28 protein-coding genes, 1 pseudogene and 1 riboswitch are annotated in these 24,919 nt (G+C 59.8%); of the genes and pseudogenes, 13 read left to right on the top strand and 16 right to left on the bottom strand.

The features are described 5' to 3' along the window. Positions 1–18: 18 nt before the first annotated feature. A complete protein-coding gene (metW, locus tag EL18_RS15480; protein WP_036486174.1) occupies positions 19–633 on the bottom strand; it encodes a methionine biosynthesis protein MetW in 615 nt (204 codons plus the stop codon). After that, a complete protein-coding gene (metX, locus tag EL18_RS15475) occupies positions 633–1,799 on the bottom strand; it encodes a homoserine O-acetyltransferase MetX (protein ID WP_036486172.1) in 1,167 nt (388 codons plus the stop codon). The genes metW and metX overlap by 1 nt, the downstream gene beginning before the upstream one ends. Positions 1,800–1,877: 78 nt before the next feature. Further along, positions 1,878–1,955: riboswitch (SAM riboswitch) on the bottom strand. A gap of 79 nt (positions 1,956–2,034) precedes the next feature. Here metX and hisC point away from each other — a divergent pair. Next, positions 2,035–3,135 (top strand): histidinol-phosphate transaminase, encoded by a 1,101-nt coding sequence (hisC, locus tag EL18_RS15470; RefSeq protein WP_036486171.1) that lies wholly within the window; start codon positions 2,035–2,037, stop codon positions 3,133–3,135. Between the two features lie 4 nt (positions 3,136–3,139). After that, positions 3,140–4,075, top strand: coding sequence for a prephenate/arogenate dehydrogenase family protein (locus EL18_RS15465; protein ID WP_036486524.1), 936 nt, complete (start codon positions 3,140–3,142; stop codon positions 4,073–4,075). On the opposite strand, the gene EL18_RS15460 is transcribed toward EL18_RS15465, so the two are convergent. The 3 genes from EL18_RS15460 to EL18_RS17405 are packed head-to-tail and all read right to left on the bottom strand — an operon-like array spanning position 4,072 to position 5,826. Continuing rightward, positions 4,072–4,437: a response regulator gene (locus tag EL18_RS15460; protein ID WP_036486169.1), complete on the bottom strand. Its 366-nt coding sequence runs from the start codon at positions 4,435–4,437 to the stop codon at positions 4,072–4,074. The genes EL18_RS15465 and EL18_RS15460 overlap by 4 nt on opposite strands. A gap of 58 nt (positions 4,438–4,495) precedes the next feature. Next, a complete protein-coding gene (gene hpt / locus EL18_RS15455) occupies positions 4,496–5,038 on the bottom strand; it encodes a hypoxanthine phosphoribosyltransferase (RefSeq protein ID WP_036486166.1) in 543 nt (180 codons plus the stop codon). Continuing rightward, on the bottom strand, positions 5,038–5,826 hold the full coding sequence (locus tag EL18_RS17405; protein WP_051914354.1) for a hypothetical protein: 789 nt from the start codon (positions 5,824–5,826) through the stop codon (positions 5,038–5,040). The genes hpt and EL18_RS17405 overlap by 1 nt, the downstream gene beginning before the upstream one ends. Before the next feature lie 29 nt (positions 5,827–5,855). Between EL18_RS17405 and ftsE the strand changes: the two genes are divergently transcribed. The 4 genes from ftsE to EL18_RS15430 all read left to right on the top strand — a co-directional run bounded on the left by ftsE (position 5,856) and on the right by EL18_RS15430 (position 9,252). Next, positions 5,856–6,515, top strand: a complete 660-nt coding sequence (ftsE, locus tag EL18_RS15445) for a cell division ATP-binding protein FtsE (RefSeq protein ID WP_036486164.1) — start codon at positions 5,856–5,858, stop codon at positions 6,513–6,515. Between the two features lie 111 nt (positions 6,516–6,626). After that, positions 6,627–7,571 (top strand): cell division protein FtsX, encoded by a 945-nt coding sequence (locus EL18_RS15440; RefSeq protein ID WP_036486519.1) that lies wholly within the window; start codon positions 6,627–6,629, stop codon positions 7,569–7,571. A gap of 110 nt (positions 7,572–7,681) precedes the next feature. Next, positions 7,682–8,368: a YdcF family protein gene (locus tag EL18_RS15435; protein WP_244444617.1), complete on the top strand. Its 687-nt coding sequence runs from the start codon at positions 7,682–7,684 to the stop codon at positions 8,366–8,368. Between the two features lie 92 nt (positions 8,369–8,460). Continuing rightward, positions 8,461–9,252, top strand: coding sequence for a lysophospholipid acyltransferase family protein (locus EL18_RS15430; protein WP_036486160.1), 792 nt, complete (start codon positions 8,461–8,463; stop codon positions 9,250–9,252). 6 nt (positions 9,253–9,258) lie between these two features. Here the strand turns inward: EL18_RS15430 and EL18_RS15425 are convergent, their stop codons facing one another. After that, a complete protein-coding gene (locus EL18_RS15425) occupies positions 9,259–9,774 on the bottom strand; it encodes a gamma-glutamylcyclotransferase (RefSeq protein ID WP_036486158.1) in 516 nt (171 codons plus the stop codon). Between the two features lie 65 nt (positions 9,775–9,839). Here EL18_RS15425 and EL18_RS15420 point away from each other — a divergent pair, with 65 nt between their 5' ends. After that, on the top strand, positions 9,840–10,823 hold the full coding sequence (locus EL18_RS15420) for a DUF2125 domain-containing protein (protein WP_051914352.1): 984 nt from the start codon (positions 9,840–9,842) through the stop codon (positions 10,821–10,823). 1 nt (position 10,824) lies between these two features. Here EL18_RS15420 and EL18_RS15415 read toward each other — a convergent pair whose 3' ends face one another. Beyond that, on the bottom strand, positions 10,825–13,368 hold the full coding sequence (locus EL18_RS15415; RefSeq protein ID WP_244444616.1) for a TIGR02302 family protein: 2,544 nt from the start codon (positions 13,366–13,368) through the stop codon (positions 10,825–10,827). A gap of 125 nt (positions 13,369–13,493) precedes the next feature. Next, positions 13,494–13,970: a MarR family winged helix-turn-helix transcriptional regulator gene (locus EL18_RS15410; protein ID WP_036486156.1), complete on the bottom strand. Its 477-nt coding sequence runs from the start codon at positions 13,968–13,970 to the stop codon at positions 13,494–13,496. A 188-nt stretch (positions 13,971–14,158) separates the two neighbouring features. Between EL18_RS15410 and ectA the strand changes: the two genes are divergently transcribed. The 5 genes from ectA to EL18_RS15385 are packed head-to-tail and all read left to right on the top strand — an operon-like array spanning position 14,159 to position 18,931. After that, complete coding sequence (gene ectA, locus EL18_RS15405; RefSeq protein ID WP_152553071.1) at positions 14,159–14,701, top strand: diaminobutyrate acetyltransferase; 543 nt, start codon at positions 14,159–14,161, stop codon at positions 14,699–14,701. A gap of 42 nt (positions 14,702–14,743) precedes the next feature. Next, positions 14,744–16,033 (top strand): diaminobutyrate--2-oxoglutarate transaminase, encoded by a 1,290-nt coding sequence (gene ectB, locus EL18_RS15400; protein ID WP_036486154.1) that lies wholly within the window; start codon positions 14,744–14,746, stop codon positions 16,031–16,033. Between the two features lie 6 nt (positions 16,034–16,039). Next, a complete protein-coding gene (locus EL18_RS15395) occupies positions 16,040–16,435 on the top strand; it encodes an ectoine synthase (RefSeq protein ID WP_036486151.1) in 396 nt (131 codons plus the stop codon). A 49-nt stretch (positions 16,436–16,484) separates the two neighbouring features. Continuing rightward, entirely contained in the window at positions 16,485–17,417 is a 933-nt protein-coding gene (gene thpD / locus EL18_RS15390; protein WP_036486149.1) for an ectoine hydroxylase, read from the top strand. Positions 17,418–17,440: 23 nt separating this feature from the next. Next, a complete protein-coding gene (locus EL18_RS15385; RefSeq protein ID WP_081871258.1) occupies positions 17,441–18,931 on the top strand; it encodes an aspartate kinase in 1,491 nt (496 codons plus the stop codon). An 11-nt stretch (positions 18,932–18,942) separates the two neighbouring features. On the opposite strand, the gene EL18_RS18315 is transcribed toward EL18_RS15385, so the two are convergent. The 4 genes and pseudogenes from EL18_RS18315 to EL18_RS15370 all read right to left on the bottom strand — a co-directional run bounded on the left by EL18_RS18315 (position 18,943) and on the right by EL18_RS15370 (position 22,122). After that, the gene (locus EL18_RS18315; protein ID WP_425277159.1) at positions 18,943–19,212 is read right to left on the bottom strand and encodes a GNAT family N-acetyltransferase; all 270 of its coding nucleotides are present in this window, start codon (positions 19,210–19,212) and stop codon (positions 18,943–18,945) included. 21 nt (positions 19,213–19,233) lie between these two features. Continuing rightward, positions 19,234–19,842: pseudogene (locus EL18_RS15380) on the bottom strand (alpha/beta hydrolase); the annotation flags it as partial. Then, positions 19,842–20,774, bottom strand: a complete 933-nt coding sequence (locus EL18_RS15375; RefSeq protein ID WP_036486147.1) for a VOC family protein — start codon at positions 20,772–20,774, stop codon at positions 19,842–19,844. The pseudogene EL18_RS15380 and the gene EL18_RS15375, both read right to left, overlap by 1 nt. A gap of 178 nt (positions 20,775–20,952) precedes the next feature. Then, positions 20,953–22,122, bottom strand: a complete 1,170-nt coding sequence (locus EL18_RS15370; protein WP_036486504.1) for a PRC-barrel domain-containing protein — start codon at positions 22,120–22,122, stop codon at positions 20,953–20,955. Between the two features lie 224 nt (positions 22,123–22,346). Here EL18_RS15370 and EL18_RS15365 point away from each other — a divergent pair, with 224 nt between their 5' ends. After that, a complete protein-coding gene (locus EL18_RS15365) occupies positions 22,347–23,255 on the top strand; it encodes a diacylglycerol/lipid kinase family protein (protein ID WP_036486145.1) in 909 nt (302 codons plus the stop codon). Positions 23,256–23,310: 55 nt separating this feature from the next. Here the strand turns inward: EL18_RS15365 and EL18_RS15360 are convergent, their stop codons facing one another. Genes EL18_RS15360 through EL18_RS15345 form a run of 4 tightly spaced genes read right to left on the bottom strand, consistent with a single transcriptional unit; the run spans position 23,311 to position 24,826 of the window. Then, positions 23,311–23,814, bottom strand: coding sequence for a Dps family protein (locus tag EL18_RS15360; RefSeq protein ID WP_036486136.1), 504 nt, complete (start codon positions 23,812–23,814; stop codon positions 23,311–23,313). A gap of 9 nt (positions 23,815–23,823) precedes the next feature. Continuing rightward, positions 23,824–24,060: a hypothetical protein gene (locus EL18_RS15355; RefSeq protein ID WP_051914350.1), complete on the bottom strand. Its 237-nt coding sequence runs from the start codon at positions 24,058–24,060 to the stop codon at positions 23,824–23,826. Positions 24,061–24,078: 18 nt separating this feature from the next. Continuing rightward, the gene (locus tag EL18_RS15350; RefSeq protein ID WP_051914348.1) at positions 24,079–24,519 is read right to left on the bottom strand and encodes a hypothetical protein; all 441 of its coding nucleotides are present in this window, start codon (positions 24,517–24,519) and stop codon (positions 24,079–24,081) included. Between the two features lie 13 nt (positions 24,520–24,532). Next, positions 24,533–24,826: an ElaB/YgaM/YqjD family protein gene (locus EL18_RS15345; protein ID WP_036486134.1), complete on the bottom strand. Its 294-nt coding sequence runs from the start codon at positions 24,824–24,826 to the stop codon at positions 24,533–24,535. Positions 24,827–24,919: the final 93 nt, after the last annotated feature.

The following is a 24,919-nucleotide window of genomic DNA, read 5'->3' as shown; positions in this document are numbered from 1 at the left end:
CAGCCGGTGATTGAAATTTCAGCGTTTCAGAAGAAACACGGCCTGCTGACCGAAGAAGTTCCAGAACCACCAGGGCATGGACAGACCGATCTTCTGGCCGGTCGCATCAAGTGCCGTGGCGCTTTCGACGGTTGCGCCGAGTTCGTCCGAAAGTTCCACGAAATCACGGATCGTACAGAAGTGGATGTTCGGCGTGTCATACCATGAATAGGGAAGATCCTTGGTAACCGGCATCCGCCCCTTCATGAGCAGTGACAGGCGCACGCGCCAATGCCCGAAATTCGGGAAGGAAACGATGGCGCGGTTGCCAATCCGCAAGAGCTCGTCCAGCACCTTCTTGGGATTGTGGGTGGCCTGCAGCGTCTGCGACAACACCACATAGTCGAAGCCCTTGTCGGGATAGAACCCCAGGTCACGGTCTGCATCACCCTGAATGACAGAAAGGCCACGAGCCACGCATTCATTGACACCGCGCTGGGAAAGCTCGACCCCGCGCCCGTCCACGCCTTTCTGTACTTCAAGCAGTTCGAGAAGCGATCCGTCGCCCGACCCGACATCAAGAACCTTCGACCTCGGTTCGATCAGATCCGCAATGACCTGCAAATCCACGCGCTGTGCATTGTTCACACTCATCAGATCAGCCCCGCATTGCGCGCCGCGGCCTTGAGAAAGCCGTCTATGGCAGCATGAAATTCCGGTTCGTCCAGAAGAAAGGCGTCATGGCCGCGATCGGTCTCGATTTCCACGAACGAGACGGAAGCGCCGGCAGCGTTGAGCGCATGAACCACCATGCGGCTCTCCTCGGTCGGAAACAGCCAGTCGCTGGTGAACGATACCACGCAAAAGCGGGTCTTCGTGCCCTTGAAGGCTCTCGACAGAAGCCCCCCATGCTCGCTCGCGAGATCGAAATAATCCATTGCCCGCGTCAGGTAGAGATAGGAATTGGCGTCGAAGCGATCGACGAAGGTGATGCCTTGGTGCCGCAGATAGCTTTCGATCTGGAAATCGGCGTCAAATCCGAAGGTCGGCTGGTCGCGATCCTGCAGATTGCGACCGAACTTGCGGTGCAGCGCCGGTTCGGAGAGATAAGTGATATGCGCGGCCATGCGCGCGACAGCGAGCCCCTTCCCCGGATGGCGCCCATCCTTCAGATAGGCACCGCCGCGCCAGTCCGGGTCGGCCATAACGGCCTGGCGCCCGACTTCGTGAAAGGCGATGTTCTGTGCCGTATGCCGCGCGCCGGTCGCGATGGGCACCGCCGTATTCACCCGTTCAGGATAGCTCGCCGCCCATTCCAGAACCTGCATTCCGCCCATGGAGCCGCCAACGACGGAAAACAACCGTTCTATGCCCAGATACTCGACCAGCATCGCCTGCGCACGCACCATGTCCTTGATGGTGATGACCGGCAGGCCGAGACCATAGGCCTGGCCCGTCTCTTCATTGGCGGAAGCCGGTCCGGTAGAACCAAGACAGCTTCCGATAACGTTGGAGCATATGACGAAGAAGCGATCCGTATCGATTACCTTGCCCGGTCCCACCAGCGCTTCCCACCAGCCAGGCTTGCCTGTGACTGGATGCTGGTTGGCAACGTGCTGGTCACCGGTCAGCGCATGACAGATCAGTATGGCATTGCTCTTGTCCGCATTCAGTTCGCCATAGGTCTGATAGGCGACCTGGAAGGGCGACAGCGTTACACCGGCAGCAAGCTGCAACGGCTTGTCCGACCCGAAACGCACCACCTTGCTTGAGGGGTTGTTCGCCTCGTCCCGCGCTTTAGCGACCCGCGACTTTGCCATTACACGCTCCTTCGACCATCCGTGCGCCACAGGCGCAGGCACAAAAAAACCGGCCCATGCCAATATCGCAAAGCCGGTCAGGAACGCTGCACGGCCTTTTAGCGACTTGTTTAACGTGGCTGCAAGCCGACCGGCCAAATCACCACGAGATGGGCCTGCTTTTAAGCTCCAAGCCCCTTTGCGTCAACGCTGGTGATGGGGTAAGTGAGGCGGCTTCAATCCGTGGGAACTTCCTATGAGCTCTTCCGACCGCCCCCAGCCGAAACCCGGCGTAATGGAAATTTCTGCCTATGTGCCCGGCCGCGAAACGGCCGAAGGCGTTGCAAAGGTACACAAGCTGTCGTCCAACGAGACCCCGCTTGGCCCTTCGCCCAAGGCCATAGAAGCCATGCAGGCGGTTACGAACCATCTGGAACTCTATCCCGACGGCGCAGCCAACGCGCTTCGTGATGCGATTGCGGAAATCCACGGGCTGAACCCTGCCAATATTCTCTGCTCGAACGGTTCCGACGAATTGCTCGGTCTGCTCGCTCATGTCTATCTGGGCGCAGGCGATGAGGCGATCTTCACCGAGCACGGCTTCCTCGTCTATCGCATCCAGACGCTGGCCAACGGCGCGACCCCGATTGTTGTCAAGGAAAAGGATGCGCGCGCCGATGTCGATGCCATCCTGGCCGCTGTCACCGAGCGCACGAAGATTGTCTTCCTCGCCAACCCCAACAATCCGACCGGCACCTATCTGCCGGTGGACGAGGTCCGTCGCCTGCAGACCGGCCTGCCGCCCCATGTTCTGCTGGTGATAGACGCAGCCTATGCCGAATATGTGCGCCGCAACGACTATGAGGCCGGTGTGGAGCTTGTCTCCTCCTGCCAGAACGTCGTCATGACGCGCACCTTCTCGAAGATCTACGGGCTCGCTGCCCTGCGCATTGGCTGGATGTATGGTCCTGCACATGTGGTGGACGCGATCAATCGCGTGCGTGGCCCATTCAACGTAAACGCAATGGCAATCGCGGCAGGTGCTGCGGCCATCCGCGACCGCGAATATCTGGCAAAGGCGGTGGCGTTCAACGACGAATGGCTGAACTGGCTGACGAAGGAATTCGAACAGATCGGACTTGAAGTCACCCCGAGCGTCGGCAACTTCCTGCTGATCCATTTCCCCGAAACCGACGGTAAGGGTGCTGCCGCGGCTGACGCATTTCTCGCCTCGCGGGGTTTCGTCCTGCGTCGCGTCACCGCCTATGGTTTCCCCAATGCCTTGCGCATGAGCGTGGGAACGGAAGAAGCCAATCGCGGCGTGGTCGCTGCCCTGAGGGAATTCATGAATGGCTGAGGCCATGACAGCACCGCTCTTCGAGAAAGTTGCACTGATCGGCATCGGCCTGATCGGGTCATCGCTCGCACGGGTCATTCGCCGCGAAAATCTGGCGAACGAGATTATCGTCTCGACCCGCAGCGCCGAGACGCTGAAACGCGCCGAAGCACTGGATCTGGGCGACGCCTATTTCCAGGATGCCGCCCAGGCGGTCGAAGGTGCCGATCTTGTGGTCGTCAGCGTCCCCGTCGGCGCGTCCGGGACCGTCGCCAAGGCCATTGCGGGATCGCTGAAGCCCGGGGCGATCGTGACAGATGTTGGCTCCACCAAAGGCTCCGTCATCTCCCAGATGCAGCCCGAACTGCCGGACCACGTTCACTTCATTCCCGGCCACCCGATTGCCGGTACCGAACATTCCGGCCCTGATGCGGGCTTCGCTGAACTGTTCGAAGGCCGCTGGTGCATTCTGACGCCACCGACCGGCGCCAGTCAGGAAGCGGTATCAAGCCTGACCCGTTTCTGGGAGCGCTGCGGCTCGACCGTGGAAGTGATGGACCCTGAGCATCACGACATGGTGCTCGCCATCGTTTCGCACCTGCCCCACATCATCGCCTACAACATCGTCGGCACTGCGGACGACCTGGAGGCGGTGACGAAATCCGAAGTCATCAAATATTCCGCCTCCGGTTTCCGCGACTTCACGCGTCTGGCGGCATCCGACCCCACCATGTGGCGCGATGTGTGCCTGCACAATCGCGACGCCATCCTGGAGATGCTGGCGCGGTTCTCGGAAGACCTGTCAGCACTGCAACGCGCCATCCGCTGGGGAGATGGGGACAAGCTCTTCGAGCTCTTCACCCGCACGCGCGCCGTCCGCCGCTCGATCATCGAGGCAGGTCAGGATATCGACGTACCGGATTTCGGCCGCCACGTCGTTGCACATCCGAAGAAGGACTAGGCGGCGAGTGCCTCGCCGACGCGGTCGCGGATCTCGGCCAGCGTGAAGGGCTTGTTGACGACGCCCTTGGCGGTGCCGTCGAGCTCCGCCGCGCGTTCGCGCTGATCGGCAAAGCCGGTCATCAGCAAAAGACGCAGGTCTGGGAAATCGCTCGCCGCTTCGCGCGCCATCTGGATGCCGTCCATTGCCGGCATGCGGATGTCGGAAAGCACGAGATCGAAGCTGCCTTCTGCAGCCTTGATCTTGTCGAGCCCGTCCATACCATCCTCGGCGGTCTCGACCGTATGGCCGGCAGCCGCAAGAGCACGGGCGGTGAAGGTTCTGACGGAAACGTCGTCTTCGACAATGAGAAGTCTAGCCATGGCGTCAATCTCGCCGCAAATCGTTACGGTTCACTGAACGCATTCGCACAGCAAAGGTTCAGTCTTCGCCCTTGATCACACCGACGAAGGGCAATTCACGGAATGCATGTGCGACATCCATCCCGTAACCGACGACGAAGTAGTCGGGACACTCGAACCCGACGAAGTCCGCGTCCAGCGTCGCCTTCCGCCGCGACCTCTTGTCGAGAAGAACGGCGATGTGCACCTTGTTTGCCCCACGCGAAAGCATGAGTTCGCGCGTGTATTTCAAGGTATTTCCTGATTCGAGGATATCGTCGATGAGCAGAATGTCGCGCCCGCGCACATCATTGTCGATATCGCGCAGGACCTTGATCTCACCGGCGGTTTTACCTGCACCATAGGAAGAGATCATGATGAACTCGACTTCAGGTGAGATGCCGACATCATTCATTGCGCGGATGAGATCGGCCGCGAAGATGAAGGAGCCTTTCAGCACCGAAATGACCAGGAGATCCTTGTAGTCTCGCTTCGCGATTTCCTTCGCCAGTTCCAGATTGCGGCGTGCGATGGTCGACGCCGAAAAAAGAACCTCGATTTCCTTGCCACGCACCTGATGCATCAGCGGGCGAACTCCTGAAAAGTGACTGAGACGGACTGTACCCCCTCTTTAGGGGCGGCCAACCGGCCGGAGAAGGCAATGCGTCCACCTGCGGCCAACTGGCTTTCATTTGTCCCCAGATAATGGTGCGTCTTGCGCCCATCGCCGGAAGCCAACGTGATCACAAGCCCGGGAACTGCGGCTACATCGTGGCCACTATTCTCTACCATCCCCTCAACCAGCACCACTTCCCGCTGCCCCTCGCCCGCGGGGAGAATGCGGCTGGAAATGCTCTCCAGGCGCAAGTCGCTGCGCTGCTGCTGCAACGCTCCGGCCACCAGCGACGGCAGTTGATGACCTCCCGCCATCCAGAAAGCGCAAAATGCAACGAGAGCGCCAGCCACCCAAAAGACAAGGCCAAAACCGGCTCTGCTTCCGGTGGAAAGGCTTTGAGCGCCGACCAGGCTTGAGAACCCGCTCGTTGCCGCCGTGCCGGAGACACTCGACTTTGTGCTCAGCCCTGCTACAGGGCCAAATGGGTGAACCACTGTTTCGAACTCGGCATCCACGATGTCGCCATGCGTCGAACATGCCGCAGCGGCTCCCGCTCCTGCGGAGCCGGATGCCATCATCCCTGATGAACTGAAACGCGCCATTGCACCCATTTTTGTGATGAGGGTCCTTTTTCTGTCAGCCTCAAGCATATAGACCCCAATGGTTAACATTTGCCCGAAGCAGGCAAATCTTAACGACGCATTAACCATGTTTATCTGAAGGTCGGATGAAGCCAGCCCGAAGGCCTTCTCCACTTCACACTCAAGCCCGCAGGTCGTGCCGCGTGATCCGCTTAGAAAATGTCGGTCTTAGATACGGAATGGGTCCGGAAGTGTTGCGCGACATCTCGCTCAACATCCCCGAGCGGTCGTTTCAGTTCCTGAGCGGGCCGTCAGGCACCGGCAAGACAACCTTGTTGCGCCTGCTTTTCCTGTCGCTGAAACCGACGCGCGGGCTGATCACGATCTTCGGCAAGGATCGCGCACGCATCACCCGCGAGGAACTGCCGCTTATTCGCAGACGCATCGGCGTTGTGTTCCAGGACTTCCGTCTGCTCGATCACCTCACGACCTACGAGAATGTCGCGCTTCCCCTGCGCGTACGTGGCCGGGAAGAGGCAAGCTACCGCAATGACGTGGTGGATCTCCTGAAATGGGTAGGCCTTGGCGATCGCATGCATGTGTTGCCGCCCGTGCTTTCCGGTGGAGAGAAGCAGCGCGCCGCTATCGCCCGCGCGCTGATCGAGCAGCCACGCATTCTTCTGGCCGACGAACCGACCGGCAATGTGGACCCGCAGCTTGCCCGCAGGCTCTTGCGCCTGCTGATCGAACTCAACCGCATGGGCACGGCGGTCGTGATCGCCACTCACGATATCGGACTGATGGATCAGGTCGACGCCCGCAGGTTGGTTCTGGCCGGAGGAAGGCTCGACATCTATGAGTAGGCCTGCCGTTTTCCGCTTAGCTTGGAGGCGCTCGTGAACCAGCACACCGCGCGCCCGAAAGCCCGCGCCAAGTCCGCACCATCTGCCAAATGGCAGCTAAACCTGTCGGCCATGGCAAGGACCGTCATCTCGGTTTTACCCTTTGCGAAGCCGGCCCGTCGCCAGACACCAATCGTCCCGCCGGACAATATCGCCGGACGCGCCATGGTGCTCGTCATTGCCATCATGACCTTTCTGTCATGCCTGACCCTTGGGGCGGTTACCCTTGTGCGCGATACGGCGTCCACCTGGCAGACACAGATAGCGCGCGAGGCGACAATCCAGATCAAGCCCGACGAGGGGCTGGACATCGACGCCGCCCTCCAGACTGCTCGTGGCATCGCCGGCGAATTTACAGGCGTACTTCAAGCCACAATCGTGGACAATGAGGCCACCGCACGTCTTCTGGAGCCATGGCTTGGCACAGGTCTCGACATCGAGGAGCTTCCCGTCCCGCGCCTCGTTATTGTCACGATAGACCCACGGGAAAAGCCGGATTTCGAAGCCATGCGAGCGCGTCTGGCCGAAGAGGTTCCATCGGCCAATCTCGATGACCATCGCACTTGGGTAGACCGTCTCGTTGCCATGGCGCGCACAACCGTGACCATCGGTCTATCGGTGCTTGCGCTGATGCTCGTGGCCACGGCACTGACCGTGATCTTCGCCACTCGCGGTGCAATGTCCGGCAATGGACATGTGATCGAGGTGCTTCACTTTGTCGGTGCCGAAGCGCCCTATATCGCCCGCCAGTTCCGGCGCCACTTCCTGCTGGCCGGCATGAGGGGCGCAGCTGCCGGCGGCATCGCCGCGATCATTGTTTTCGTGCTCTTCTCCTGGTGGTCCGCACGCAATGTCGCGACACCGGAAGCCGATCAGGCCTCCGCCCTGTTCGGGGATTTCGCGATCGGCCTGTCGGGATATATGGGTGTCGGCCTCATCGTTTGCGTCATCGCCATCCTGACCGCTGCCACCTCGCACTTCACCGTGATCAGCTTTCTCAAGCGCATCGAGACGTGAAGAAAGCAGAACTCACGCATTGAATCAGCACGTTATGCATTGTGCATACCCGAAGCCGCGCCGTCCTCTACTTGCCTAAATTGTCTGATAGCGCTTTGAATATGACGAGTATGGCACACACCGATTCGGAACATGTCCAGGTAAATTCTCAGACGCGGCTGGCGCGCGCCTACCGTGTGCTCGTCCTCGGCGGCCTGTTCCTTTCCGCTGCCTTCCTTGGTGGCTTCGCGGTTTTTGCTGCTCACATCGCCTCGCTCGAAACACCTGCCGAATTCGATTCCGCGGACGGCATCGTTGTCCTGACCGGCGGACAATCACGTCTTGATACAGGCGTTGATCTGTTGAAGGCAGGCAAGGGCAAGCGCCTGCTCATCAGCGGCGTGAACCCGAAGGCGCGGGTTGAGGATCTACGCGTTGCAACGGGCGGCGAGGAACAGCTCTTCAATTGCTGCGTGGACATTGATCGCGCGGCACTCAACACGATCGGCAATGCGGAAGAAAGCGCCAAATGGGCGGCTGCAAACACCTATGGCAGCATCATCGTGGTGACCAACAATTATCACATGCCCCGCAGCCTTCTGGAAATGCGCCGCATCCTTCCCAAGGCGGATCTGCAGCCCTATCCCGTCGTGAACACGCCCCTGCGCAGCAGTGTCTGGCTGTCGAAGCCCGATGCCCTACGCGTGCTGGCAACCGAATATTCCAAATATGTCGCAGCTCTCGCCCGCGGCATGTTCCCGGCTCCAAACGCAGTCGAGCCCTATGAAATGGTCCGAGTAAACACTCCCGCGCAATAGCTGCATTCGTCCCGAGGGCTTTCCGCATCCGGCAAGTTGGGCTAACCACTCGCGTCAATGGGTCACTTTGCCCAACCGAATGGATAGCCGACATGCTGAAGCTTCGCTCCCTGGCATTCAACATCGCGTTTTATGTCAATCTCATCATCCTGATGATCATATTCACGCCGATCTATTTCGTCGTGCCGCGCCGGATGGCGTGGTTTGCGCCGAAGACCTGGGCAAGTACGAGCATGTGGCTCCACCGCGTCATCGCCGGCACCAAGGTGGACATTCAGGGACTTGAAAACCTGCCCGAAGGCCCCTGCATCCTGGCTCCCAAGCACCAGTCCTTCTGGGATACCTTCGCCTTTCTCCCCGTCATTCCCGATGCGCTGTACATCCTGAAGCGCGAGTTGATGTGGATTCCGCTGTTTGGCTGGTATGTCGCCAAGATGCGCATGATACCGATCAACCGTGGAAGCAGATCGAAGGCGCTGCGCGAAGCTGTCACCAAAGCGCGGGAACGCATGCGGGAGCGCCGCCAGCTCATCATCTATCCCGAAGGCACCCGCCGCCCACCCGGCGCCGAACCGGCCTACAAATACGGAATCGTGGAACTCTATTGCCAGCTCGATGTGCCCGTTGTGCCCATCGCCCATGTGGCCGGGCTCTATTGGCCCCGCAGGCGCTTCCTGCGCCATCCGGGCACAATCAGGGCCCGCTTTCTGCCGCCGATCCCGCCAGGTCTGTCCCGCGCTGAATTTCAGGACCGGCTGGTGCGTGAAACCGAAACGGCCTGTGACGAGCTCCTTCTGGAAGCAGCCCATAGCGAGAACCCTCCGCCCATGCCGCCCACAGCTGCCGCGCGCCTGGCCGAACTGCGCGGACTGGAACAGATTTAGATAGGTTCAGCGCAGACGCTGCGCCACGCTCTCAAGCCAGTGGTCCCGGATATCCAGCGCCTCGAGATGCTCGACTGTGTTGAGCACATATTCGATATTCGGTCCGGACTGGCCGTGTGAAGCTGCCACCGTCGCGGCTGCATGGATGACATCCATGCGACCTGCATATTGCGGGTGGCTCCGGTCGACAACATAGGTCAGCGCCTCGACATGTCGGCCGTCCTGAAGCCGAACCTGCAACTGCCGCTCGCGATAGACATGCGTGACCAGTTCCCGCGAGCGAAGATAGGAGACGACCTCCTCACGCAGGTCACCGGGCACTCGAAACGCCAGACCCAGGCAGGAACCGCCTCGGTCAAGGCCGAGCACCAGACCCGGCCGCTCTGGGGTGCCACGGTGAACATGGGAGTGGACGCACAACGCGCGACGATAGCCGAAGAGACGGCCCTTCACGGTCTCCACATGCGCAAAACCGGGCCGCCACATCAAAGAGCCGTAGCCAAAGACCCAAAAATCGTCCATTTCCACCTGCCAGTTGCATGATGTCGCCGCACCGGCGATGTGGAGCGAGTAGCGGGATGAGGACCATGACGTCAAGGAATGCGGGCGGATCTCGGATCTTTCGCCGGTTTATCTGGTTCGCAGGAGCAATTCTGCTTGCCATCGCGGCCTATACCGGCGCCTGGTTCTATCTTGCCGGGAAACTGGAAGCGAAGGCGAACCAGACCGTCTCCGAGCTCAACCGAAATGGCACGCGCGCGCATTGCGAAGAGCCCGAAGCCCGTGGCTATCCGTTCCGTATCGGCCTGTATTGCGGCAGCATATTCTATGAGGATGTCCGCCAGGGGTTTTCGATAAGGGCTGGAGCTTTCCGTTCGGCCGCGCAAGTCTACCAGCCGCAACATCTGGTGGGTGAGGTCGATGGTCCAGCAGAACTCGAATTGCCCGTCAGCTCGCCCCTGACGATCGATTGGGAAGTCCTGCGTGCCAGCGCTCGTATCGCCGACCCCTTGCCGCAGCGGTTCTCAAGCGAAGCGCGCAGGCTGACTGTCGCGCTTGAAGAGACGCCTTCCGAAGTCCTGGCAACAGCGGAACTCGGGGAGTTTCATGCCAGGCTGCATGACGGTGACCTGCAGATGGCAGGCCTGCTGCGCCAGCTCGCGGCCACGCAAGCCCTTGGCGTGTCTCTACCCTCCATGGACGCACAATTCGCCGCCACCTTGAAGCAGGGCGAGACGGTTCTGACCGGAAAGCCTGAAAACCTTCGAGGCAAGGAATGGCAGCTCGATGAGCTCGTTTTGAGCCAGAATGGCAGTACGGCCAGCATCGCGGCATCAGGACCGATCAGCATCGGTGCGGATGGTCGCATGAACGGCATGCTGACGATCACCGTCACCGACGCCGACAGGATTCTTGAGATGGTGAGCGCCAATGCACCCGAACTCGCCGAAAAGATCGATGGCGTCAGGCCATTGATTATGGGCCTCGCTCAAAAGCCGATGGAACTGCGCATCAACAATGGACGCATGATGCTGGGATTCATTCCACTGGGGGAAATCCCTCCGCTTTGAACTACTGAAGCTCCAGAAGACGCTCCAGATACTGCTTTTCCAGTTCAGGGCTTAGCGCATCGCCAAGACGCTTGCGGATGGCGTCGAGGATTTCGCGCGCACGCTGCCTGTCGATCTCGTCCGGCACTTCAACGGAATCCCCGAAATCCGGTCCGGTGCTTGCGCGCGGCCGCCCCAGCGGATCCTGTCCATTCTGGCCTTGTGCGCGGCCTTGCTGGCCCTGCCCTTGCTGGCCCTGCATGGCCTGCTGCATCTGGTTCATCATGTCCTGCGCGCCCCGGCGCATGGCTTCAAGTGCACGCCCCTGCTCACCGACAGCGCGCTCACCTTCACCTTCGCCAAGTGCGCCTTCGGCCTCGCCCATGGCCTCACCCGCCTCGCCGAAGCCCTCGCCAGGCTGGATGCCCATGCCTTCGAGATCGTCCATCAGCCCCTGCAATTCCTGCTGCAGCTGACCCTGACCCTGCTGCAACTCCCGCAAGGCCTCGGCCAGCTCCTCAGGCGACATGCCCTGCCCGTTCTCGCCCTGCTCCTGTCCTTCGCCTCCGGGCTGCCCCGGCTGGTTCATCTGCCCCTGCCGGTTGCCTTGCTGCTGCTGGTCGAGGCGGAAGGTCTCGTTCATGAGCTCCTGCTGGCGCCGCATGAGGTCACCAAGCTGGTCCATCTGCTGGCGCATCTGTGACTGCTGCTGACCGTTCTGCCCCTGCTGGGGGCGACCGGCCTGCAGATTGTTCATCATGTCCTGCAGCTGCGAAAGAAGGTCCTGCGCCTGGTCGCGTGCACCGTTTTTCGCCAGATCTTCCATCTGGTCCAGCATGCGCTCCAGGTCATTCTGCGTCATCATCTGACTGTTCTGGTTCTGGGAGAACTGGTTGTTCTGCTGCTGATTGCGCTCGGCGAATTCACGCAGGAATTCGCGCATGGCTTCGCGCAGTTCGCTCATCAACTGTTCGATTTCTTCATTGCTTGCGCCATCTTCGAGCGCTTGCCGCAGCGCTTCCTGCGCCTGTCTGAGGCGTTTCTCCGCCGCGGTGAGATCACCGTCTTCAATGATGAGCGCGATTTCCCAAAGGTCGTCGACCACCTGCCGCAAGGCATCATCATTGCGCGCGATCCCCAGCTTGGAGCGCGCAGCCGAGATAAGAAGGAAATGCCGCGGTTCGTCGAACGTCTCTTCCGGCCATAAAAGCACGGCATCCATGAGCCGTGCGACCCGATCACGCTCGCGCGCATCGAGCGCCAGCATCTGGCGCTGTTCGATCAGCGCGCGTGAAACGGGGTTGGAAAAGGGACGCTGCGGCAGCGCAAATGACTTGGCTTCGCTGCGCCCCGCCTGGTCCGCGGCATCGCGTGCTTCAAGCACGAGGCGAACCCGCTTGCCCGCCCAGGGATGCTCCGTCAGGTCAATGGATGACTTGGCCGCTCCGTCCTTGGCATTGCGCCGTGGCAAACCCAGCGAAATCTCCGGAGCCTCATACAAAGCCTGCGCCTTCGGGTCGAACGCTTCAAGCTCCATGATTCCTTGTGCACTGACAGCGCCATAGTCATCGGTGATCGCGTAGATGAGTTCCAGCGCGCCAATGGCCGCGCGACGCGGTTCCTGGGTGAAGGAAATCGATGGAGGCGCATCCGGGACAATCTCGAAATGCCACGACAAATCGCCCACGCCACCCCCGCTCAGTTCCACCTCGCCATTTTCGGTGAGTAGCAGCGAATATTGTCGCGCGCTGATACCTTCATCCGTTGCATCCGGGGCAACGAGTTGATCGTCACCCTCATCAGCCCGCATGAGCAGTTGGGTTCCCTCCCCACCGCCGCTGATACGCACCTGCAACTGGCTGTTCTGGGGAACCGAGAAGCGGTTTTCCTGCAGGTTCGCCTCGGCCGTCAGGAACACGGGCGCCTTGCCCGTGTAGCCAGGGGGCGTGACCCAGGCATCGACGCGAGCCGATGCAGCCTCAGCGCCGGTCTCTCCTCCGAATATGTCGGATATGCTGCCGCTCAGCGGGCTGAGGGAAAATGCGAGTGCTGTCACGAAAAGCAAGGCAACCACGGCCCGCAGGCCCCACGGATCACGATCAGGAACGCGGGTCCGCGGCAGATCGCTTTTCATCTGCGAAAGTTGCCGCGCCATTCGTGCCTGATGTTCTTTCCACAAGGCTTGCGCGAACGCATCCTCTCCGCCCGCTGCAAGCTGATCTCGCTGCGTGGCGGCCGGCGCATGTTGCAGCTTGTTCGAGAGCTCGATGCGACGATCGATTTCCGGCTCGCTGGGTCTTTTCAGACGCCGGAAGGGCCAGAACGAGACGACGAGGCAAAGGCCCAGGATCAGAAGGATCATCACCCTCGTCCAGCCCGGCACGACACGAAACACGCCGAACCAGGAAAGGCTCAGAAACAAGCCTGCGACGAGCACTAGAGGGAGCATGAGCGGCCAGAGGCGCTCGAAAACCATCGTGAGGCGCGTGAGAAACCGCATCCGGGCAAGGCGCATCATGAGCGGTCCGTGCTCTGGTGAAGCCTTGTTGTCGCTCATATCGGCCATGGCTGCGATCCGTTTCAGCGCGCGTTTATGCGTCAGGTTTCAGGATAGCAGCAATCGCGGCGAAGGCGAGGCATGAAGGGAGATTTCCCGGCATCACCCGCCCTTTCCGTCACCATCGCCAGGCATCAACGCCGGTCTACTGCTCCGACATCGAGAAGCGGGGATGCGTCGATCATCTCGGCATTCAACATGGCTCCGACCTTTTCAAGCGCCGCCACGATCATGGCTTGTTCCCAATCCGGCAGCCGCTCGAACTGGTCGGAGAATGTGCGCTGCAGGGGATCCGGAGCGGAATCGATCATCTGCTTGCCGGCATCGGTTGGGGCCACCCAGACCACGCGCCTGTCACGCTCGCCCCGCGTACGCGTTACAAGCCCCGCTGTTTCAAGCTTGTCGACCAGCGAGGTCGCCGTCGCCTGTCCAATTCCCGCCTTGCCTGCGATGTCCTTCGGCGTTGCGCGCCCGGCTGCGGTCACGATCTCCAACACGATCAGCTGTGGCGTCGTCAGCCCCGTGGCCTTCGCAAGCCTGCGCGCGTTTAGCTCCGTCGCCCGCAATATGCGCCGGAGCGCTATCAATGTCGTTTGTGTCCGGTCTTCCATTGCCCACCTGATCGTGCTGCCCACGGTCTTTTGATAGCAGAAATTCTTTATTTTGATTAGCGAAAGATATTTCGCCTTTAATTCCCGCCGTTTAGCGGCTTTTTCGGCCTTGTCGGAACTTTTTTATCCTGCAGCGGTTGAAATATGGTTCGCTGATCGTAATATTAAGCGCAACGAAGAGGAGAGTCATGAGCCCCAGTGAGATCAAACTTGTCCGGAAAAATTCCGGGACATTTTCATTCCGCACGCCGGTCACCGAGGACGGCACTGCCGTGTGGAATCTCATCCGCTCCTGCCATCCGCTCGACGAGAATTCCCTCTACTGCAACCTCCTGCAGTGCGATCACTTCGCGGATACCTGTGTCGTTGCCGAACGGGACGATGGCGAGATTCTTGGCTGGATCTCGGGCTATCTGATGCCGGATGATCCGAGCACGCTTTTCGTGTGGCAGGTTGCCGTCGACGAGCGCGCCCAGGGGAATGGTGTCGCCAAGCGCATGCTGAACGCGCTGCTTGAACGCGACTGCTGCGACCAGGTCGACACGATCAAGACCACCATCACCCGCGACAATGATGCCAGTTGGGCGCTGTTCCGCTCCTTTGCGCGCTCACAGGGCGCCAAGCTGAGCGACGAGCCCTACTTCCGCAAGGAAGAACATTTCGACGGCGAGCACGCCACCGAGCACATGGTGACGATCTCGCTGATGAATGCGGCACGCAGCGCCGCCTGAAGGCAGGCGCGCCCGCAGCGAAACAACCCGAAAGGAAGAACCATGACGACCGTTACGACGGACGATAAAGCTGTATTTGAACGCCGGGAATCGGCTGCGCGCTCCTATTGCCGCAGCTTTCCGGTTGTTTTCGAGAAAGCCAGCGGCGCAACGCTGAAAGGTGCCGACGGCAAGGAATATATCGACTTCCTCGCCGGCTGCTCGTCGCTCAATTACGGGCATAACGACCCGGACATGAAGACGGCTTTGGTCGACTACATCACCAATGACGGCGTCACCCACGGCCTCGACATGCATACGAGCGCAAAGGCAGCGTTTCTCGAGGCATTCGAACGCATCGTGCTGAAGCCGCGCAACATGGACTATCGAATGATGTTCATGGGCCCGACCGGCGCGAACGCGGTTGAGGCAGCGCTCAAGCTTGCGCGCAAGGTGACAGGTCGTACCAACGTGATCTCGTTCACCAACGGCTTCCATGGCGTGACGCTCGGTGCGCTGGCCGCAACGGGCAACGGCTATCACCGTGGCGGTGCTGGCGTTCCGCTGACCGGTGTCACGCGCATGCCCTTCGAAGGCTCGATGGGCAAGGATGTCGATACGGCCGACTTCCTGAACCGCATGCTTTCCGAGCCATCCAGCGGTATCGAGCCGCCGGCAGCGATCATCCTTGAGACGGTTCAGGGCGAAGGTGGCCTCAATGCCGCATCGCGCAACTGGGTGCGTCGCGTAGCCGAAATCGCCCGTGCGCATGGCGCGATGTTCATCGTGGATGACATCCAGGCCGGCTGCGGACGTACCGGTTCCTTCTTCTCCTTCGAGGAGATGGGAGTGGAGCCGGACATGATCACGATGGCGAAATCGCTGTCGGGCTTTGGCCTGCCCCTCGCCACACTGCTCATCAAGCCGGAGCATGACATTTTCGGCCCCGCGGAGCACAACGGCACTTTTCGAGGCAACAACCATGCCTTCGTGACCGCACGTGTCGCTCTGGAGAAGTACTGGGCCGACAGCGATTTCCAGACGGAAATCCGCAAGCGCGCCGACCTGATGACCAAACGCCTTGGCGAAATCGCGTCCATGCTTCCCGACGCGCGCCTGAAGGGCCGTGGCATGATGCAAGGCATTGACGTGGGCTCTGGCGAGCTTGCCAGCGAGATCTGCGCACGCTGCTTTGCAGCAGGCCTCATCATCGAAACCTCGGGTGCGCACGACGAGGTGGTGAAAATTCTGTGCCCGATCAACATTGAAATTGGAACCTTTACCCGTGGTCTCGACATTCTCGAAGAGGCCGTTGGTGAAATTGCACGTTCCACCAAGATTGCAGCGGAGTGATTTCAGATGATCATACGTGACCTGAACGAAGCGAAAGGTACCGAACGCCATATCCACTCCGATGGGTGGGACAGTGTTCGTCTGCTCCTGAAGTCCGATAATATGGGCTTCAGCTTCCACATCACCACGATCCATGCCAACGCCGAACTCGAGATGCACTACAAGAACCATCTTGAGAGCGTGTATTGCGTGGACGGTACAGGCTCGATTGAGGATCTCGCGACTGGGGAGATCCATCAGATCCGCCCGGGCGTGATGTACGCGCTGGACCAGCACGACAAGCATATCCTGCGTGCGAACGACAAGCCGATGATCATGGCTTGTGTGTTCAACCCGCCGGTGACGGGAAAGGAAGTTCACCAGGAAGACGGCTCCTACGCACTCGAGGCCGAAGAGGCGTGAGATAAAACTTCTCGCGCCTTCCAATCCAAAGGAAGAAGGAGAAGCGAAAATGTCTGCCATCACAAATCCGGTCGACCGAACCAGCGACCCCTATCCAAGCCGGCTGCAGGAAGAAAAGTGGCTGCCGCGCGAGGATAAGGTGGTCTGGTCCCAATGGCGCCCCGATGCGCCGCTTACCGCCCAGCAGGCGGATCAGTTTGATCGTGACGGTTTTCTGATACTGAAGGATCTTTTCACAAAAGAAGAAGTCGAGGCTCTCGTAGCCGAGTCAGCCGCCCTTCGCGGCGGTGAACGTGACCTCATGGAAGGCAGTGTTGTAACGGAACCGGACTCCGACGAAGTCCGTACCATCTTCAAGCTGCCGGAACAGAGCCCGCTTTTCATGCGCCTGGCTGCTGACCGACGCCTTGCAGGCATCGTTAGCTTTCTGTTGGGCGATGATGTTTACATTCATCAGTCACGCCTGAACTACAAACCCGGCTTCACGGGCAAGGAATTCTACTGGCATTCCGATTTTGAGACCTGGCATGCGGAAGATGGCATGCCGCGCATGCGCGCCATTTCTGCCTCGCTGCTCCTGACGGACAATGATGCAAACAACGGTCCGCTGATGCTGATGCCCGGCTCTCACAAGACCTTTGTGGCATGTGCCGGCGAAACCCCGGAAGACAACCACAAATCTTCGTTGAAGAAGCAGGAGGTGGGTGTTCCGTCCCCGGAGGCTCTTACGAAGCTTGCCTCGGACCACGGCATCACCACCGCGACCGGCAATGCGGGTACTCTCGTTCTGTTCGACTGCAACACCATGCATGGTTCGAACGGAAACATTACCCCTTTCCCGCGTTCGAATGCCTTCTTCGTGTTCAACGCAATGTCGAACCAGCTCACCGAGCCGTTCGGCGCGAACAAGCCCCGCCCTGACTTTCTCGCCGAACGCGGCGAACCGACTCCGGTCAAGGTCGAGACGGGGCGCCTGGTGTAACCAGAAAGGCTGTAGACCTGAAAATGACACATGAGAACAAGACGAAGCGTGGCGCGCAGATGCGCGCTGCGCCGGAAGAAAAACGCGGCAATCACACGGTGGAGAAAATCGGCGGCACGTCGATGAGCCGTGCCCGCGAGCTTCTGGACACGATCCTGATCGGAAATCGAAAAGGGGCTGAGCTCTACGAGCGTGTCTTCGTCGTCTCGGCCTTCGGCGGCATTACCGACAAGCTGCTTGAGCACAAGAAGTCCGGCGAACCGGGTGTCTATGCGCTCTTCGCTCATGCCGACAATGATCACGGCTGGATGGATTCACTTTCGAACGTCAGCCGTGCCATGCTCGAAATCAATGCCGAACTCTTCGATGATGCCGGCGACAGGAATGCTGCGGATGATTTCGTTCGCGAGCGCATCGAAGGCGCACGCGGCTGCCTGATCGACCTGCAGCGTCTGTGCTCCTACGGTCATTTCCAGCTCGTGGAGCATATGCAGACCATTCGCGAGATGCTTTCTGCACTCGGCGAAGCGCATTCCGCCAACAATCTGACGCTGCTTCTGCGTCGTCGCGGCGTCAATGCGCGCTTTATCGATCTGACTGGCTGGCGCGACGAAACGCAGCCGGATCTGCATGAGCGGATCGAACGCGCCTTCGCCGACGTGAAATTCGAACGGGAACTGCCCATTGTCACCGGCTATACCCAGTGCCGCGAGGGCCTGATGCGCGAGTTTGACCGTGGCTACTCCGAAGTGACGTTCGCAACCATCGCTGCCCTGACGGCAGCACGCGAGGCGATCATTCACAAGGAGTTCCACCTCTCCAGCGCGGATCCTCGCCTGGTGGGCACAGACAATGTCCGCAAGATCGGTCGCACGAATTATGACGTGGCCGATCAGTTGTCCAATATGGGCATGGAGGCAATCCACCCCAACGCGGCCAAGACCCTGCGTCAGGCCGGCGTGCCGCTGCGCGTTGCCAACGCCTTCGAGCCGCATGATCCCGGCACCCTGATCGATGCGGAGCCTGCAACCGAAGCCGGTGTCGAGATGGTCACCGGACTGCCCATCACCTCCTTCGAGCTGTTCGAACAGGATATGGTGGGCGTAAAGGGGTATGACGCTTCCATTCTGGAGATGCTGACCCGCCACCGTGTGCGCATCGTCTCCAAGACCTCCAATGCCAACTCGATCGTCCACCACGTCGAGGCTCCGCTGAAGGCGGTTCGTCGCGTGGAGCGCGATCTGAAGGAGCGTTATCCCTCAGCCCGCATCACGACGCGCCGCGCAAGCATCGTGTCGGTCATTGGCCGCGAGCTGAAGGGCCTCGGCGTTATGCTGAAAGGTCTGCAGGCGCTGGACAAGGCCGGCATCGAGCCGATCTCGTCCCATGAGACCGGACGCTGCGTTGATGTTCAGTTCGTGGTGCGCAGCGAAGACTGCGACGAGGCCGTGAAGGCGCTGCACAGCGCCTTCATCGAGAGCCAGGAAGAAGCACCAATCAGGAAGGCGGCGTAAAAGCCGCCTCCTCAGGCCAATAGGTCCTGCCATTCCCTGTGCCGCCGGAACTGTGCGGCGGCATAGGAGCAAAGGGGCGTCACCTTCAAGCCCCTCTCCCGCGCATCTTCGACCGCACGCTCGACCAGCTTCAGTGCGATTCCCTTCTCTCTGAGATCAGGTGGCACATAGGTGTGGTCGATAATCATGCGTCCGTCGCTGAGCGCGTAGGTCAGTTCGGCTTCGTCGCCCTCAATGGAGTAGACATATCGTCCGCGCCGAGGCCCGCTTTCCTGCCGGATAGGCGCGGGCTCCTGCTGACCTGCCGCAGAGGCGAAAAAGCTACGCGCTGCATCCACCTCGCTTTCGCGCAGTTCATGCCCGCCTTCGTGCCATTCCGTAACGACATCACCTTCTGCTGCTTCCAGCCAGCTGACGAGACGGTTGGTCAAGTCCGGGGGGCAGATCGGGTCACGCCGCCCTGCGGTGAGCAGAATGCGCGTCGCCAGGTTTCCGCCTATCTCGGGCTTGAACGGAATGAGCGGATGCATCAGCACCGCCTGATCGAACATGTTCGGCTGCGCGAAAATCACGCTCGCCAGGATATTCGCACCATTGGAATAGCCAAGCCCCAGCACCCGTTTGGCCTGCGTCTCCCCGATATGCGCCGCGATGAACGCTCCCATCTTGTCGACTGCGCGGCGCAGATCGTCCATGTCATAAACACCCTCGCCCGTACGCCGGAAGAAGCGTGCAGCCCCGTGCTCGCTCACATCCCCAAGTGGGGCGATGATCGTTGCGCCGGGCACAACCTGCTGCCCCAGCGCGACTAGCTGACGCTCGTCTCCACCAGTGCCGTGAAAGAGAAACAGAAGCGTCTCCCCGGCCGCATCGCCGGGGAGCTTGACATGTTCATAGAAGCTGACGGCCATCAGTTGTCTCCAATTGCGGGCAGCACTTTCTCGAGATGAGGTTTCAGATGAGCGTGCTGGGCGGGAACGCGCAACTGTTCGCCCAGATGCTCGGGATCTTCATCGCGGGCGAAGCCCGGCTGATTGGTGGCAATCTCGAACAGGACTCCGCCAGGCGCCCGGAAATAGATCGAATGGAAATAGTCGCGATCAATCACCGGAGTTATGCGCATCCCCGCTTCGACGAGTGCCGCGCGGACCTGGAGCTGCGCCTCATCGTCGGCCACGGCGAACGCGATGTGGTGGACCGAACCGGCCCCTTCGCGCGAGCGCGGCAGATCAGTGCGTGTCTCCACGTCAATGATTTCGGCAGCGTTGCCGTCACGACGCTCGAAGCGCTCCACGGCGCCTTCGGTGCCCACTGATTCAAACGACATGTACTTGAGCAACTCCTTGGTTGCTGTACCGTCGGCAAGCACCATCTTCGCACCGTGGAAACCCCGTATCGCCTGGTCCCCACCGACACCGCCGCCCAGCCATGCTTCGCGTGGGTCTTCTGCCTGCTCCATGAGGACGAAGCCATCACCGTCAGCGCCGGTGAATGTCAGTGCCTTCCGATCGAACCGCGTGGCAAGTTCCGGGTTCGCGTCCGCCTCCTGCAGGCGTTGTTGCCAGAAGTCGAGAGCGCCTTCAGGCACGGCAAAATAGGTCTCGCCCACCTCGCCGGTCCCGCGCACTCCCTTGATGATGTTGGGAAACGGGAAATAGGTCATGACACTGCCCGGCTGACCTGAACTGTTTCCATAATAAAGGTGATAGATATCTGGAGCATCGAAATTCACTGTCTTCTTGACCCTGCGAAGGCCAAGAATCCTGGTGAAGAAGCGATCTGTCGTATGCGCGTCACGGGACATCGACGTCACGTGATGTATTCCCTGGATCTGGTTGAGCATTTGATACGCTCCCTGTTGCTGATTTTCATCAGATCACATGGCGTGGATGTGGCAAGAGGTACAGATCGATAAGCGGCGATGGATTGTTCACGATCACGAAACAATGGGCTGCTCAGAACAAACAAAAGCCCCACGCAGGGATGCGCGGGGCCTTTGCCTTGGCTAAGTCGGTAACCGATTATTCAATGCGCATCAGCTGTTCTTCGCGCTTCTCGGCATAGCTCGTTTCATCATACTCAGGCTGACCTTCGAGCTGCTCCTCGGTGAACTCGGTGTAAAGATAGAGTTCGCCATCGTCATCGGCCATGAAGACAAGGTTCTCCATGCTGATGGCAACTTCCTTCTCACCAAGACCCAGGAAACCGCCCACGTCAACGATGATGGCTTCCACCTGGCCGTCGCTCGAAAGGATCACGTCACCGATCTCGCCGACATCTTCCTCATTGGCACCATAGACGCTCGTGCCCATGAGATTATCGGCGCTGATCTGGTCGCTGGAAGCCTCAGCAAGGCTGTTGCGGTCGATCGCAGCGGTCTGGGTCTCGTCGGTCTGAGCGTCCTGCTCAGCCTCTGCAGCCTCCTGATCGACGCGGTCCTGGGTTGGCTCCGCTACTTCAGCAGTCTGATTCAGATCGCCGGACTGATCCTGATCGCGACCCGCCATCTCCTCATCAGCAGCTTCGTCACCGGTGACCGTCTCACCGTCAGCTTCCGCCATCTGCTCGTCATCATTCACGGCATCGCGAGCTGGCTCGGCGTCGGCAGCCTGCTGCTCTTCAGCCTGCTCCGGACGATCGGTCGGAACGGCAGCCATCTCGCCATCCGTACCTTCCGCATTCTCGGCATCCTCAGGCTGGGGAGCATTTGCCAGGTCTTCCTTCGTGGCCGGCTTCGTCTCTGCGACATCGGCGTCAGCCGGCATCGGACGATAGGCAGCGCGGTCGAACTCTTCCTGCGCCTTCAATGCGTCAGCGGTGGTTTCAACAACCATGAAGCGGTCACCCTCGCGCTCGACCCATTCAACGAGGTCGTACTCAAGGGCCACTTCCTTCTGGCCAATGCCGAGGAAGCCGCCTACGCCAACGACGATGGCCTGTACCTTGCCTTCCTGGTCAAGCACCAGATCGTTGACTTCACCGATGCTCTCGGCTTCATCGCCGGAACCGTTATACACATTCTCGCCCATCAGGTTGGAGGCGAGGTGCCCTTCGGCACGAACAGTCATCTGCGTTTCCTGCTGAGCAGGCGCGGTTGTGGCAGCCGGGTCGGCAGGCTGGGACGTCTGAGCGAATGCGCCGGTGGAAACCAGCGTAGCAATCGCGGTAGTCGCCAAAAGGTTACGGATCATGATATAGGTCTCCATGTGCAGCGTTTATCTGTACAAAGGCCGTGCCACTTTCTGATCTTGGCAGTGACGTTCAGCGGCGCGGCCATCACCTGCCTACAACGCGGCCATATGAAAACAGTTCCGCCACTTACTTTCGCAGTGCGTGCATCGTGGAGAGTCGGCGCGGGAACCTAATTGTTCCATGCCCCATTGTGTGGCGTCTGCACCCGATACAAAGTAGCGCCATGCAAATTCTGGCTATTCTCAACCGCGACGGCGGCACACTCTCTTCACTGGACATCGAGATCTTTTCCACCCGCCTTACGGAGCTGTTGCGGGAAGAAGGACACGAGATCGAGGTTCGTGCCGTGGCCGGACGCGACATCGTCTCGGCAATCGACGAAGCCGCGGTGGCGCCGGATGTCGAGGTGGTCATCGCCGGTGGGGGTGATGGAACGATTTCACTGGCCGCAGGAAAACTTGCCGGCACCGAGAAAGCCTTGGCGGTCCTGCCGGCGGGCACCATGAATCTTTTCGCACGCAGCCTGGGCATGCCACTCGACCTCGACCTTGCGATCAAGGCCTTCGCCAAAGGACAGGTCAAGCAGGTCGACCTTGCAAGCATGAATGGCCGATATCTGGTGCATCAATTCTCGATCGGAATGCATCCGCAACTCATAGACCTGCGCAAGAAGCTCTCATTCCGGGGCCGCATCGGGAAAATTCTCGCCTCCTCGCGTGCGGCACTGACCACGCTGAAGCATCCGCACAACATTCTGGTGAAGGTGGAAACCAACAAGACCAGGTTTGAGGCCGTGACCCAAAGCCTCAGCGTTACCAACAACCTCTATGGTGAAGGCCATCTGCCCTTTACGGATCAACCCGACGGGGGAACGCTCGGCGTCTATGTGACGCGAGCGGCACGCCGCAGTGATCTTTTCTTCTTTTTCGCGAATATGGCGATCGGGCGCTGGCGCAGGAATGACAAGGTGGAAATTCACGAGGCCACCGAGGTGAAGATCACGCTGCCTTATCTCGATCCACGGTTCAAATGTGCGATCGACGGCGAACTTGAACCGCTCTCAGAAGAGATCGTCGTGAAGCTGCATCCGAAGGTGCTGCGCGTTTTGGTGCCCGACACGAAGCAGGAATGAAAAAACCGCCGGACTTGTCCGGCGGTTTGCACTTGGCAGGCGCTTTAACACCTGCTCAGTCGGCAATCGTGGCACGCAGCATCCACAAGGCCTTTTCGTGAAAGGTCAGACGCGCGGTCAGCATGTCTGCAGTGACGAGGTCGCCCTTGTCATCGGCGGCAGTGCCGACTTCGCGCATCTTCCGCACTGCTTCTTCATGGTCTGAAATGAGGTCTTCGACCATCTCTAGTGCCGAGCGGCCTGAGGCGTTAAGCGTGACAGTCTGCTCCTTGCCTTTGCCCAGGGGGGCATGATGGCCAAGAGCGCGTATCCGCTCCGCAATGATGTCGGTGGCCTCGAAAAGCTCGTTGTACTGCTCTTCGGTCAGCGTATGGATCGTGTGGAAGAGTGGCCCCACCACGTTCCAGTGATAGACATGGGTCTTGATCAGAAGCTGATAGGTATTGGCCAGGATCTCGGACAGCCCCTGTGCCAGCTCCTTGCGATCACCATCCGTAAGGCCGACATTCATCTTCTCACGACGCGTCTTAGGCTGGAGAACTTCTACAGCATCACTCATGTTAAACTCCTACTGGTTCGGTTCAGGATCGAGCTCTGCGTCGACCTCGTTATCAACTTCGGCGCCGACCGGCGTGTCTTCCGATGCCGGCGTCTCAACGGGCTGGGATTCGTCAATCGCCACGCCGTAGATTTCGGCACCCCACCACGCGATGGCGGCCAGGATCAGTGCGGCGATAAGCACGATCAGCACGGGAAAGCCCCTGCGGCCCTGTCGAGCCTTGTTCTCCGACAGCTTCTCTCTCATTTTCTGCTCCTTGCAGATCTAACGACGATTATGGGAGCGCCGCTCATATTCGCGCCATGCCATATAGCCGGCAAAGCCGGCCATCGTGACCAGGGCGGCGCTGAAGCCGCCTTTCTTGCTCATGAGGGTCGGCAACATTGCCATCGCCGAAGCACCGGCAACCATGTTCCGATCCGCAGCGAGCTTTCGGCGCTGCGCGCGACGCATCATTGCGGAAGCAATCCGCAAAACAATCAGCGTCACGACAACGAGGGCAAAGAAGCCGATCCCGAAATAGATGGCTGCTGCCATCGGACCGATTTGTTCAGCCGTCCACATGAAGCCTGCCATTACCAGAAAGACGAGGCCGAAGATCGCAAAGATGCCCGCCAGCCCATAGGCAATGGACGACACCATGATGCGGCGCTTCAGGATCGACACTTCGCCTGTAGTCAGCAGCGTCAGGAGTCGTGCAAGCATAAGATCGTGTCCGTCAGCGGCGGAACATCATGGCGAGAAAAAAGCCGGCTCCTGCCGCCATGGCAAGCGCATGGAGAGGCTTTTCGCGCACCCGGTTTTCCAGATCACGCTCAATGCTATTGACCTGCGCCTTGGCCGCGTCCGTTGCCCGAGCGATCGAATTGTCGCCGGTCTCCTTGAGATGGGCCGTCAGTTGGCTGATATCATCGCGCAAACGCTGGATATCGCTCTCAAGGTCGCGCGTCCGCGCATCGCTGGTTGCGGCTTCAGATGCTGAGGATTTCGCGGTGGAAGTCGTGTTCGGCATGAAAGAGCTCCTTTGAAAAGCTGCCTCATCAACGCCTGACGCTCGCCCTGGTTCCCTCTTCTGGAACCGGTTGCAGATGAAGCCGTTGATGAG

The organism is Nitratireductor basaltis (assembly GCF_000733725.1).
GTDB classification, from domain to species: Bacteria; Pseudomonadota; Alphaproteobacteria; order Rhizobiales; family Rhizobiaceae; genus Chelativorans; species Chelativorans basaltis.
Note: the sequence above shows the minus strand (reverse complement) of the source record. Positions and strands in the feature narration are given on the sequence as shown.